We start from the raw sequence: 12,769 nt of genomic DNA on the forward strand, positions 1-12,769 counted from the left end.
GGCAACATCATTCTTTAAAAGCTTTGCTAATGCCTTTTCCTTCGGCCAAAAAGCTGCTGGCGCTGGCGCTCCTGCTAGCGCCCGCCGCCGCCCTGCGCGCCCAGACTACCCCGCCCGCCCCGCCCAAAACCAACGACACCACGACCCCGCTGCACCTGCTGAAGCCCGACTACCCGGTGCCCTACGGCCAGGCCAAGGCCGAGGACGTGCGCCAGGTGCTCGACCGGGTGTATGGCTACCTAGACGCCGCCACGCCCGCCGAGCTGGTTGATAAAAAGACCAACGCGCCTATCACCGACCGCCGCAAGTTCAACCCCGACGCCATTATCAAGCCCGGCGATTTTCGGCTGACCAGCTACGAATGGGGCGTGACCTACGCCGGCATGCTGCGGGCCAGCGAGGTGACCGGCGACCCCAAGTACGCCGCCTACACCCTGAGCCGAACGAAGTTTCTAGCCGAGCTGGTGCCCTACTTTCAGGCCTACCAAGTGGCGCACCCCGAGGCCGGCACGCCCGTGCGCTCGGTATTGCAGCCCCACGCCCTCGACGATGCCGGGGCCCTTTGCGCGGCTATGATTAAGGCGCAGCGCGCAGGAGCCACCGCCGACCTGCGGCCCCTGATAAACCGGTTCATGGACTTCATCATGACCAAGGAGTACCGCCTGCCCGACGGCACCCTGGCCCGCAACCGGCCGCAGCCCAACACGTTGTGGCTCGATGACTTGTACATGAGCGTGCCGGCGCTGGCCCAGATGGGCAAGCTCACCGGCGAGCGACGCTACTACGACGAGGCCGTGAAGCAGGTATCGCAGTTTGCGCCCCGCATGTTTGACGACAGCAAGGGCCTCTACCGCCACGGCTGGGTGCAGGACATGGCCGAGCACCCCGAGTTTCACTGGGCGCGGGCCAACGGCTGGGCCATCCTCACCAAGGTGGAGCTGCTCGACGTGCTGCCCGCCGACCACCCCGGCCGCCCGGCCGTGCTGAAGCTACTGCGCGCCCACGCCCGCGGGCTGGCCGACCGCCAGGCCGGCAGCGGCTTCTGGCACCAGCTGCTCGACCGCCCCGACTCGTACCTCGAAACCTCGGCCACGGCCATCTACTGCTACGCCATTGCCCACGCCATCAACCAGGGCTGGCTCGATGCCAAGGTGTATGGCCCCATGACCCTGCTGGCCTGGAACGCCGTGAGCACCAAGGTCAACGACCTAGGTCAGGTGGAAGGGGTGTGCGTGGGCACGGGCATGGGCTTCGACCCCGCCTTCTACTACTACCGCCCCGTGAACGTGTACGCCGCCCACGGCTACGGCCCGGTGCTGCTGGCCGGCGCCGAGATACTCCAGCTGCTCAAGCAGCACCCCTACGGCATCAACGACAGCTCGGTGCAGCTCCTGAAATGAGGGTTGCGCGGACGTGGTAGTCCGCGACTGGCTGCGCTACGAATAGCGGACTACATAGTCCGCGCAACCTCTACGCTATGCTCCGCTCCGCCCTTTGCCTGGTTTTTGCGCTCCTCGCCCTAGGTGCCCGCGCGGCCCCGCCCGGCACGTATAACGTGCGGAGCTTCGGGGCCAAAGGCGACAGCGTGACCTTGGACACCGAGGCCATCAACCGCGCCATTGGTGCGGCGGCCGGCGCGGGCGGCGGCACGGTGCTGCTGCCCGCGGGGCGCTACCGCAGCTACTCCATTCGGCTGCGCAGCCACGTGGCCCTGTACCTCGACCAGGGCGCTACGCTGCTGGCGGCCACGCCGGTAGGCGCTGTAGGCTACGACGCGCCCGAGCCCGCCGCCAACGACAAATACCAGGACTTTGGCCACAGCCACTGGCACAATAGTCTGATTTGGGGCGAGAACTTGGTGGATATTTCCATCTTAGGTCCGGGCACCATTTACGGGCAGGGCCTCACGCGGGAGGGGCCGCACCAGGCGCCCATCGGCAACAAGGCCATTGCCCTGAAGCTGTGCCGCAACGTGACGCTGCGCGATTTTACGGTGCGGCAGGGCGGGCACTTTGCTTTGCTGGCCACGGGCGTAGACAACCTGACTATCGACAACCTCAAGCTCGATACCAACCGCGACGGCCTCGACATCGACTGCTGCCACAACGTGCGGGTGAGCAACTGCACCGTCAACTCGCCCTGGGACGACGCCATTTGCCTCAAAAGCTCCTACGCCCTAGGGTATGCCCGCGCCACCGAAAACGTGACTATCACCAACTGCCAGGTCACGGGTTTCGACCGGGGCACGCTGCTCGACGGCACTTACCAGCGCCGCGAAGCCGACCTCGTGCCCGACCACGAGGGGCCCACCGGCCGCATCAAGTGCGGCACCGAGTCGAACGGCGGCTTCCGCAACATCGCCATCAGCAACTGCGTGTTTGAGTACTGCCGGGGCCTGGCCCTGGAGACCGTGGATGGCGGCCTGCTCGAAGACGTGGTTATCAGCAACATCACGATGCGTGACATCATCAACGCGCCGATTTTTCTGCGCCTGGGGGCCCGGCTGCGGGCCCCGGCCGGCACAGCGGTGGGGGCGCTGCGGCGCATCAGCATCAGCAATGTGAACGTGTACAATGCCGACTCCCGCTTTGCCACGCTCATCAGCGGGGTGCCGGGCTACGCCATCGAGGACGTGCAGCTGAGCAACATCAGCATCTGGTACAAGCCGCTGGACGCGGCTTCGGCGGCTAGCATTCAGGCCGACTTGCCGGAGGATGCCGCCGGCTACCCCGAGCCGCAGAAGCTGGGTGTCGGCCCGGCCTACGGCTTCTACATTCGGCACGCTAAAAACCTAACGTTGAACGGCGTAAACCTTTATTTACTAGGTTCCGAAACTCGCGCCGCGCTGCTGCTAACCGACGTGCAGGGCGCGGCTCTGCACCAGGTAACGGTGCCGGCGGGGGCGGCCGCGCCGCGCCTGGTGCTGCGCCAGGTAAGCAGCCTGGTAGTGACGGACAGCGGAGCGCTGCCGGATTTGAAGCTGGAAAAGGCTACGACGAAATCCTACTAACGGATGGGCACGGGCCGCGCCCGCGCCCTCCACCTACTTTTCCCACCCGATGCCCGCATGAAAACCAACACGCTGCTCACCTGCGCCCTCCTGCTCACCACCGCCGCCGAGGCCCAAATCGGCCGCCGCTTTCCTTCCGAGCGCCGGGTGGTGCGCGACCCCGTGACGGGCACCGAGCTCACGTTTTTGACCAGCACGCCGGTGGGCGATTCCAAAATCTACCAAACCCACAACCAATGGACCGCCGACGGGCAGTGGCTCATCTTCCGCTCGGGCCGGGTGAAGGGCGAGGCGCTGGCCGTGAATGAAAAAACCGGCGAGCAGGTGCAGGTAACCGAAGGCGGCTACACGGGCATGCTCAACGTGGCGCGCCAGGCCATGAAGCTCTACTTTATGCGCCAGCCGCCGGGCACCGCCGCCCCCGCCGCCGACGGCGCTAACCGCCCGCCCGCCACCCTGCAAATCGTGGAAGTGGACCTAGGCCAGCTGCTGGCCGACAGCCAGCGCGGCAAGCTCAAGAAAGCCAGCGCCTACCAGCGCGTGTGCGGCACCACGCCCGCCGCCCTGCAAGCCGGGGGCGACATGGCCCTGGATGGCGACGAAACCTGGGCCTACTTCCGGGTGGGCAAGGAGGAAGCCGCCCGCCACCTCGCGCCCGGCACCAAGCTCGAAACCGAGTTTGGGCCGCGCCACATGGGGGCGGGGCCGGCGGGCATCGCGGCGATGAACGTGCGCACCGGAGCCATCAAGTACGTGGTGTCGGTGCCGTTTCAGATTGGGCACATCCAAACCAACCCCTGGGTGCCGGGCGAGATTATCTTCTGCTGGGAAACGGGCGGCAAGTCGCCCCAACGCACCTGGACAGTGCAGGCCGATGGCAGTGGCCTGCGCCCGCTCTACCCCGAGGCGCCCTACGAATGGGTAACCCACGAGGCCGTCATTAGCAAAGACGAAGTGGCCCTGGCCATCATGGGCCACCGCCCGGTACCGGCCTTAGCCCAAGAAGCCGCCGCCGGCACGCCCGTAGCGGGCGCTAACCCCGGCCAGGAAGCCGCCTGGGGCCCGTCGGGCACCCGCGAAAAGCCCACCGGGCTGGGCATCGTGAACCTGCGCACCCGCGAGATGACCATCGCGGGCCAAACGCCCAGCGGCAGCGGCCTCTGGCACGTGAGCGGCTCGCCGGATGGCCGCTGGGCCGTGGGCGACGACTTTGCCCGCAACATCTACCTCCTCGACCGCCGCACCCACGAGCTGCGGCTACTCTCGGCCGGCCACAAAACCACCGCCGCCGACCACCCCCACCCCACCATGAGCCCCGACGGCACCCGCATCGAGATTCAGTCGGCCATGCTCTCGGCTGATAACCGCAGCATGAACATCTGCATCATTCCGGTGCCGGCCGAGTGGCTGGCGCGCAAGGCTGAGTAAGCCTTCCCTGGCCTGCTGCTTCGGGCTGTCGGCTAATTACTTACGCTACCAAATTCCATTCCTTTTCCACCGCCTTCACGGGCCTTACTAATCTCCCACCCCTTTTATGAACACGACTCTTTACGCACCGCCCGCTAGCCACCGGGCCCGCCTGCGCCGCTGGCTAGCGCCCGCCACCAGCCAACTGGCCGCCCTAGGCTGGCTGGCCACGGCTACCCTGGCCGCCGCCCCGGCCGGGGCCCAGAGCCTACCCGCCCGCCAGCCCGCCGAAACACTCGGCCGCGGCGTAGTGGCCGTGGACCAGGGCAACGGCCAGGTCTTCGTGAGCTGGCGCCTGCTGACGTCCGACGCGGCCGGCACCGGCTTCGACCTGTACCGCCAGCCGGCAAGCGGGGCAGCCGTTAAGCTGAACCCGACGCCCATCGCCACGAGCACCAACTGGGTCGATGCCACGGCGGGCACTGCGGCGGGCACCACCTATTTTGTGCGGGCGGTGCGCGGCGGCGTGGCCGCCGCGGCATCGGCCCCGGCGCCGGTGTGGCCCCAGCAGTTTATGCGCCTGCCCTTGCAGCAGCCGGCGAGCGGCACCACGCCCACCGGCGAGGCCTACACCTATAGCCCCGGCGACTGCTCGGTGGGCGACCTAGACGGCGACGGGCAGCAGGAAATCATTGTAAAATGGGACCCCTCCAACCAGAAGGACAACTCGCAGAGCGGCTACACCGGCAACGTGTACCTCGACGCCTACCGGCTCAACGGCACCCGGCTCTGGCGCCTCGACCTAGGTAAGAATATCCGGGCTGGCGCGCACTATACGCAGTTTCTGGTCTTTGACCTCGACGGCGACGGCAAGGCCGAAGTGGCCTGCAAAACCTCGGATGGCACCATCGACGGCACCGGCCAGGTGCTGGGCAACGCCACCGCCGACTACCGCACCGTGAATGGCTACATCCTGAGCGGCCCCGAGCGCCTGACCGTGTTTAACGGCCAGACTGGCGCGGCCTACCCCAGCGTGACCTACCTGCCGCAGCGCCACCCCACCGCGGGCGACAACCCCACGCCGGCCCAAATCAACACCATCTGGGGCGATAACTACGGCAATCGCATCGACCGCTTTCTGGCCTGCATCGCCTACCTCGATGGCGTGCACCCGAGCCTGGTAATGACCCGCGGCTACTACACCCGCACGGTGCTCGTGGCCTGGGATTTTAAGGACGGCCAGCTCAGCCAACGCTGGACGTTTGATAGCAACGACGGCACGCCTGGTAACCTGGCCTACCGCGGCCAGGGCAACCACAACCTGTCGGTAGCCGACGTGGACGGCGATGGCAAAGACGAAATCGTGTACGGCTCGTGCGCCATCGACGACAACGGCAAGGGCCTGTACACCACGGGCCGCGCCCACGGCGACGCCATGCACTTATCGGACTTTGACCCTACGCGGCCGGGGCTGGAAATATTTTCGGTGCACGAAGACCAAACCTCGTACGGCGCGGCCCCGCTCGACTTTCGCGACGCGGCCACCGGCACGCTGATTTGGGGCGCGCCCGGCCCCAACCAGGGCGACGTGGGCCGGGGCATCGCGATGGACATCGACCCGCGCACCCTGGGCGCCGAAGCCTGGAGCTCGCGGGGTGGCCTCTACGCCGCCAGCGGCACGCAGATTTCGACCGCCAAGCCGGGCTCGATGAATTTTGGCGTGTGGTGGGATGGCGACTTGCTGCGCGAAAATCTGGATGGCACCACCATCAGCAAGTGGAACTGGCTGACGAGCACTTCCAGCAACCTGCTAACCGCTGCGGCCCTGGGGGCCGGCTCCAACAACGGCACCAAGGCGACGCCTAACCTGAGCGTTGACCTGCTGGGCGACTGGCGCGAGGAAGTGATTTGGCGCAACACCAACAACCAGGAGCTGCTGATTTTCACGACTACCATTCCGACCACCTACCGCCTGCCCACCCTGCTGCAAGACCCGCAGTACCGGCTCAGCATTGCGTGGCAAAACGTGGGCTACAACCAGCCGCCGCACACCGGCTTCTACCTAGGCGATGGCATGAAGCTGCCCCGCACCCTGACCTGGACCGGCGCCAGCTCGACCGACTGGAACACGGCCGATAACTGGTCGCCCGCCGCCGTGCCCACGGCCCTCGATGACGCTATCATCCCAGGCGGCACTACCCAGCAGCCCACGGTGAGCACCGCCCAAGCCGTGCGCAACCTCACGCTCGGCAGCGGCGCCGTGCTAACGGCTACCTCCACCAGCACGCTCACGCTGAGCGGTGACTTCGTGACCACCGGCGGCACCCTAGCCGCCGCGGGCGAGGCCACGGTAGTGCTGGCCGGCTCCGCGGCCCAAGTGCTGGGTGGCGGCCCGCTGGCCTTTCAAAACCTGACCGTGGGCGCGGCCACCGCTAGCCTTACCGGGCCGGTACAAGTAGCTAAAGCCCTCGTTCTCAACGGCGACCTGACCACCAATGACAACCTCACGCTGCGCTCGAACGCGGCCGGTACCGCGCTGGTCGTCAACAACGGCGCGGCTGTGGCCACGGGCAGCGTAACGGTGCAGCGCTATATCGACCCCAGCGTGAACCTAGGGCCAGGCTACCGCCACTACGCGTCGCCGGTGAGCGGCAGCACCGTTGGCGACCTAGCGACCAGCGGCTTCCGCCCCGAAATCAGCCAGGCCGCAATGTATAATAACAGCCCCACGCCCGGCGCCACCACGCCCTTTCCCACGGTGTTTGGCTACGACCAAGCCCTGGTGAACCGCACGAACACCTACCTAGGCTTCGACAAGGGCTTTTTTGCGCCCAGTACCCTCGCAACGCCGCTGGTGCCGGGCCGGGGCTACGCCGTTAATATCGGGGGCGGCGAGCTGGTCGATTTTGTGGGCACGCTTAATAATGGCCCGGTCAGCGTGGCCGTGGCGCGCAACGCGGCCGGCACGCTCAACGCCGCCGAGGCCGGCTGGCAGTTTTTGGGTAACCCCTACCCCGCGCCCCTCGACTACCGCCTCGTGGATGCGGCCGACCGCAGCGGCCTCGAAGCGGCCATCTACGTGTACAGCAGCACCAGCCAGTACCAGGGGCAATACCGCGCTTATGTCAATGGCGTCGGCAACCCGGTGCTGCCCGTGGCCCAGGGCTTTTTCGCCCGCGTGGCGGCGCCCGGCACCCCCGCTACCTTCACGTTTCGCAACAGCCAGCGCCTGACCACCCCCGACGCCACGGCGTTTCAGCGCCCCACCGCCGACCTGCGGCCCCAGGTGCAGCTCGACCTAGGGGCGGCCACCGGCCCGGCCGATACCTTCTACGCCTACGCCGAAACCGGGGCTACCCCCGCCTTCGACGTTACCTACGACGCCACCAAGCTCCCCAACCCTACCGGCCTGAACCTGGCCAGCCGGGCCGGGGACACCAGCCTTGCCATCGATGGGCGGGCGGCCTTCACGGCCACCACGGCCCTCGCGCTGGCGGTGGGCGTGCCCGCGGCGGGCTCCTACTCGCTCAGCGTAGCCGCCCTACGCAACCTGCCCGCTGGCCTGGCCCCCTACCTGCACGACAGCCAGACGGGCCAAACCGTGCTCCTGGCGGCAGGCACACGCTACGCCTTTAGCGTCACGCCCGGCGAGGCCGCCGCTGCTATCGTGGGCCGCTTCACCTTGCAGTTCAGTCCGCTCGCAACGCTGGCTGCTACCCCGGGCCTCGGCATCACCGAGGTCACGGTGCACCCCAACCCGGCGCACGCCCGCTTCACGGTGCAAGTGCCGCCCGTGGCCGCGGCTTCGAGCGTGCAGGCCGAGCTGCTGAACACCCTAGGCCAAGCCGTGCGCCGCCAAGCCGCCGCCCTGCCTACCACGGGCGCCACCTTCACGGTAGAAACCGCGGGCCTGGCGCCGGGCGTGTACGTGCTGCGCCTGCAAGCGGGCACCAGCATTATGACCGAGCGCGTAGTCGTGCAATAGACTCGCGCCACCCTGCTCACTAAAAAGCCCCGGCCTGGTTGGCCGGGGCTTTTTTTGCAAACTAATATTCTCAAAATCAACCTACTGCTTGCCGGCAGTCGGTGCATTTGGGTCTGACAAAATCCCGACCCGGATGCTACCCCTGCTCGATATCCATCTGCTTAATCAAGCCATCCTCAATGGTGTAGATGTGCTTCACCGGACCATCAAACAGTACCTGCCCCTGCATATCCTTGACGAGCTGGTGCACGGCTACTTCCACGCTGCCATCGGTGCGCTGCGTAAAGCCGGTTGGCTCGACGCGCGGGTTCACTTCCTGCCACTGGTGCAGCCAGTAGCTGCGCACCGCGTCGTGGCCATCTACGTAGTCGCCCTTCCACGCTCGGGGCCAGCGCACCTGCGGGTGCATTACCTGGAGGATGCTAGGAATATCGCGGGCGTTGAAAGCCACGTACATGTTACGGAGCAGGTTTTGATGCTGGGTTGTGCTAGACATAAACGATGGGGCGAATGAGGCCACCAAGCTACAACGCGCCCCACGCTCGGGCAACCCGCCCGCTGCTTTCAACCCACGAAAAAATCCTAGTCCCAAACTTGTCCATCAGCTTACTATCGAGCAAAAACATCCCATCAGCTCGGTGCCTGCCCACGCCAAGGCCTCAGTACGAACGCTGCCAAAACCGGTACCAGTTCTTGTTGGCCGGATAGTGGCGGCTGGGCGCCAGTTTGTTAATGACCACCGCCACCAGTAGCAGCAGCAGCGCCCCCACCAGCACGGGCACCACCACGTACCAGTAGCCCAGCGCCTTCAACTGCGGCGACCCAATAATGGCAATCAGTGCCGTAGCCCCGCCCGGTGGGTGCAGCGTTTTCGTGATTTGCATGCCCACGATGGCCAGCGCCACGGCCAGGGCCGCCGCCAGCCACATCGGCTGCGGCAGCAGGTGGTGAATGGTCACCCCAATAAAGGCGCTGAGCACGTGCCCGCCCACTAGGTTGCGCGGCTGCGCCAAGGGGCTGTTAATCACGCCATAAACCAAGACCGAAGAGGCGCCAAACGAGCCAATGAGCAAGGGCGCATCTACCGGCGCCAGCTGATACTGGCTAAGCAGGCCCACCAAGCCAATACCCAAAAAGGCACCGAGGAACGTCCAGCAGTGCTCCTTGTAATCAAATAGGGTTTCCTTATAGACCACCACCTTAATCTGGCGCGCGTGTCGTTGCAGGCGGGTTCGCATAATAATGATAGCGCTGCTGTTCTGAGCTTTAAGCTGATGGCCGGGCATAGGCTAACCAGCCTAGTGGTGAGGCAGCCCACCGGCCGCTGCCTGGGCGCCCCACCCGGCCCAGTAAGCCAGCCGGCGCGGCCGACGCAGCTACTTGCCACCCGCGGCAGCGAGCGCAGAGCTTACTTTTCCCCCGTGCCCCTATACCATTCCCTAAAATGCAAAAACCCCGTTTCTGAGGCAGAAACGGGGTTTTTCGTGGTCGCGTTAGGAATCGAACCTAAATCAAGAGCTTCGGAAACTCTCATACTATCCGTTGTACGACGCGACCGGTGCGGGAGTGCAAAAGTAGCACGAAAAGCCGGGGCCGCCAAACTCGACCTTGTTTTATTCGTTAGACCACGCCAGCGGGATAACCCTAACTACCAAAAGTCAGTTAGCCCTTCATCAACCGTTTCTTCCTTACCTACATGGAACCTACTAAGAAAACTCTCTACACGGCCGACGCTACGGCCATTGGCGGCCGCAGCGGCCACGTGCGCTCGGCCACGGGCATCATCGACCTCGACATGTCGGTGCCCGAGGGCCTAGGTGGCAAAAAAGGCGCTACCAACCCCGAAGAGCTGTTTGCCGCGGGTTACTCGTCGTGCTTCCAGCAGGCGCTGCTCGTGATTGCGCAGCGCGCCGGCGACAAGCTCGACCCGCAGACTGAAGTAAAATGCTCGGTTTCGTTGTTTCAGGAAGGTGAAGGCTACGGCCTGTCGGCGATTCTGGACATTGACCTGAAAGCGTTCGACCGCGAGAAAACGATTGAAATGGTGCGCCAGGCCCACAAAATTTGCCCTTACTCGGTAGGCACTAAAGGCAATATGGAAGTGGAGCTGAAAGTACAAGGCGAAGCTATTCCGGTAGCTCCCGAGGAAAACGCCGGCGTAGCCGAAAAAGGCACCACCATCTCGGCCTAGGTAGCCAGTTTGGGCGCGGCACGCTCTCAAGCCGATTGCACCAAGCAGTATACCATCAAAAAGAAAGCCCGCCTGAATGAATCAGGCGGGCTTTCTTTTTGGTCTTTAAACCACTTACATGGCCAATACTTCTTCTACGCGGGCGGCGGCGTCTTTCAGCAGGGTAGCCGAGTACACTTTCAGGCCGCTCTCGTCGATGATGCGGGCGCCTTCCTCGGCGTTGGTGCCTTGCAGGCGCACGATGATGGGCACGCGGATATCACCGATTTTCTTGTAGGCTTCCACTACCCCATTAGCTACGCGGTCGCAACGCACGATGCCGCCGAAGATGTTGATGAGGATGGCCTTCACGTTCGGGTCCTTCAGGATGATGCGGAAACCCGCTTCAACCGTCTGAGCGTTGGCTCCACCCCCTACGTCGAGGAAGTTGGCCGGCTCGCCACCCGAAAGCTTGATGATATCCATGGTCGCCATGGCCAGGCCGGCGCCGTTCACCATGCAGCCCACGTTGCCGTCGAGCTTCACGTAGTTCAGGTTCGACTCCGAAGCTTCTACTTCCAAGGGGTCTTCCTCGTTGGTATCACGCAGGGCCGCGAAGTCCTTGTGACGGTACAGGGCGTTGTCGTCCAGGGTCACCTTGGCGTCAACGGCCAGGATTTTGTTGTCCGACGTTTTCAACACCGGGTTAATCTCGAACATGGCCGAGTCGGTTTCGTCGTAGGCTTTGTACAAGGCCGTTACGAACTTCACCATTTCCTTGAAGGCATCGCCCGACAGCCCGAGGCCGAAGGCGATTTTGCGGGCCTGAAAGCCTTGCAGGCCCACGGCGGGGTCTACAAATTCCTTCAGGATTTTGTCGGGGTGCGACTCGGCCACCTCTTCGATGTCCATGCCGCCCTCGGTGGTGTAGATGATAACGTTTTTGCCGCTGTTACGGTCGAGCAATACGCTGATGTAGAACTCTTTAGTGGGGCTTTCGCCGGGGTAGTACACGTCCTGGGCAATGAGCACCTTGTTGACCAAGCGGCCTTCGGGGCCGGTTTGCTTGGTCACGAGCTGCATGCCGAGAATCTGGCCCGCGATGTCTTTTACCTGCTCCAGGTTTTTGGCGAGCTTCACCCCACCGCCTTTACCCCGGCCACCCGCGTGAATCTGGGCCTTGATAACGTACCAGCTGGTGCCAGTCTGCTCGGTGAGGGTTTTGGCAGCTTCTACGGCCTCTTCGGCCGTGTCGGCGGTAATGCCTTCCTGGACGCGCACGCCGTACTTCTTCAGGATTTCCTTGCCTTGATACTCGTGAATATTCATCTGAGGGGGAGGTGGGGTACTAAACTTTGGGCGCGAAGGTAGTGCCCGGGGGCTAACCCCCGTCTGCTTTCGGCGTAGCTTTGCTTGCTTTCTGACTTAATTTCTATCCCTACCTTGCTCCAAGCTATCAATATTCGAAAAAGCTACAACTCGCTGGAGGTGCTCAAGGGCATCGACCTCACCATCGAGCGGTCGGAGATAGTAAGCATTGTAGGCTCGAGCGGGGCCGGCAAAAGCACGCTACTCCAAATCCTAGGTACCCTCGACAACCCCGATTCGGGCGAGGTGACCTTCGATGGCGAGCCGGTGAGCAGCCTGGGCCGCAACGCGCTGGCCAAGTTCCGCAACCGGCACATCGGCTTCGTATTTCAGTTTCACAATCTGCTGCCCGAGTTTACGGCCCTCGAAAACGTGTGCCTGCCCGCTTTCTTGGCCGACCGCTCGGAGAAGGAGGTGCGCGTGCGGGCCCGCGAACTCCTAGGGCTGCTCAACCTCGACCACCGTGTCGACCACAAACCCAGCGAGATGAGCGGCGGCGAGCAGCAGCGCGTGTCGGTGGCCCGCGCCCTCATCAACTCGCCCGAAATCATTTTTGCCGACGAGCCCAGCGGCAACCTCGACTCGCGCAATGCGCAGGAGTTGCACGAGCTGTTCTTCTGGCTCCGCAAGGAGTTCGGCCAAACGTTCGTCATCGTGACCCACAACGACGCGCTGGCCCAGATGGCCGACCGCACCATCATCATGCGCGACGGGCACATCTTGGAAGAATCGCGAACGAATAGGATTGCCTAGGTAGCCTAAGTTAACGATGCTTGGCTCGTAGCCGAACCTGCGCACAAGCGCAACGACCTAGGCCCCGCGGCCCGAG

Annotated in this window: 9 protein-coding genes and 1 tRNA gene; 6 read left to right on the forward strand and 4 right to left on the reverse strand. The window is 64.2% G+C overall.

The window, feature by feature from the left end; genetic code table 11:
- Window positions 1-29: 29 nt before the first annotated feature.
- From ACFSDX_RS18115 to ACFSDX_RS18130, 4 genes are all read left to right on the forward strand, one after another.
- Window positions 30-1,400, forward strand: a complete 1,371-nt coding sequence (locus ACFSDX_RS18115; RefSeq protein WP_382316099.1) for a glycoside hydrolase family 88/105 protein — start codon at window positions 30-32, stop codon at window positions 1,398-1,400.
- 77 nt (window positions 1,401-1,477) lie between these two features.
- A complete protein-coding gene (locus ACFSDX_RS18120; protein WP_382316101.1) occupies window positions 1,478-3,010 on the forward strand; it encodes a rhamnogalacturonidase in 1,533 nt (510 codons plus the stop codon).
- Between the two features lie 57 nt (window positions 3,011-3,067).
- Window positions 3,068-4,438 carry a TolB-like translocation protein gene (locus ACFSDX_RS18125; protein WP_382316103.1) on the forward strand — a complete coding sequence of 457 codons (1,371 nt, stop codon included), beginning with the start codon at window positions 3,068-3,070 and terminating at the stop codon, window positions 4,436-4,438.
- Window positions 4,439-4,544: 106 nt separating this feature from the next.
- Window positions 4,545-8,402 (forward strand): rhamnogalacturonan lyase family protein, encoded by a 3,858-nt coding sequence (locus ACFSDX_RS18130; RefSeq protein ID WP_382316105.1) that lies wholly within the window; start codon window positions 4,545-4,547, stop codon window positions 8,400-8,402.
- A gap of 136 nt (window positions 8,403-8,538) precedes the next feature.
- Here ACFSDX_RS18130 and ACFSDX_RS18135 read toward each other — a convergent pair whose 3' ends face one another.
- The 3 genes from ACFSDX_RS18135 to ACFSDX_RS18145 all read right to left on the reverse strand — a co-directional run bounded on the left by ACFSDX_RS18135 (window position 8,539) and on the right by ACFSDX_RS18145 (window position 9,959).
- Window positions 8,539-8,898 carry a nuclear transport factor 2 family protein gene (locus tag ACFSDX_RS18135; RefSeq protein WP_382316107.1) on the reverse strand — a complete coding sequence of 120 codons (360 nt, stop codon included), beginning with the start codon at window positions 8,896-8,898 and terminating at the stop codon, window positions 8,539-8,541.
- A gap of 163 nt (window positions 8,899-9,061) precedes the next feature.
- Entirely contained in the window at window positions 9,062-9,640 is a 579-nt protein-coding gene (locus ACFSDX_RS18140) for an HPP family protein (protein ID WP_382316108.1), read from the reverse strand.
- A 247-nt stretch (window positions 9,641-9,887) separates the two neighbouring features.
- Window positions 9,888-9,959 (reverse strand) — tRNA-Arg (locus ACFSDX_RS18145).
- A gap of 139 nt (window positions 9,960-10,098) precedes the next feature.
- Between ACFSDX_RS18145 and ACFSDX_RS18150 the strand changes: the two genes are divergently transcribed.
- On the forward strand, window positions 10,099-10,593 hold the full coding sequence (locus ACFSDX_RS18150) for an organic hydroperoxide resistance protein (protein ID WP_382316110.1): 495 nt from the start codon (window positions 10,099-10,101) through the stop codon (window positions 10,591-10,593).
- 114 nt (window positions 10,594-10,707) lie between these two features.
- Here ACFSDX_RS18150 and sucC read toward each other — a convergent pair whose 3' ends face one another.
- Window positions 10,708-11,901, reverse strand: coding sequence for an ADP-forming succinate--CoA ligase subunit beta (sucC, locus tag ACFSDX_RS18155; protein WP_382316112.1), 1,194 nt, complete (start codon window positions 11,899-11,901; stop codon window positions 10,708-10,710).
- 114 nt (window positions 11,902-12,015) lie between these two features.
- Here sucC and ACFSDX_RS18160 point away from each other — a divergent pair, with 114 nt between their 5' ends.
- On the forward strand, window positions 12,016-12,693 hold the full coding sequence (locus ACFSDX_RS18160; protein WP_382316114.1) for an ABC transporter ATP-binding protein: 678 nt from the start codon (window positions 12,016-12,018) through the stop codon (window positions 12,691-12,693).
- Window positions 12,694-12,769: the final 76 nt, after the last annotated feature.

Origin of the sequence: Hymenobacter bucti, assembly GCF_042681145.1 — a bacterium.
Lineage (GTDB): Bacteria > Bacteroidota > Bacteroidia > Cytophagales > Hymenobacteraceae > Hymenobacter > Hymenobacter bucti.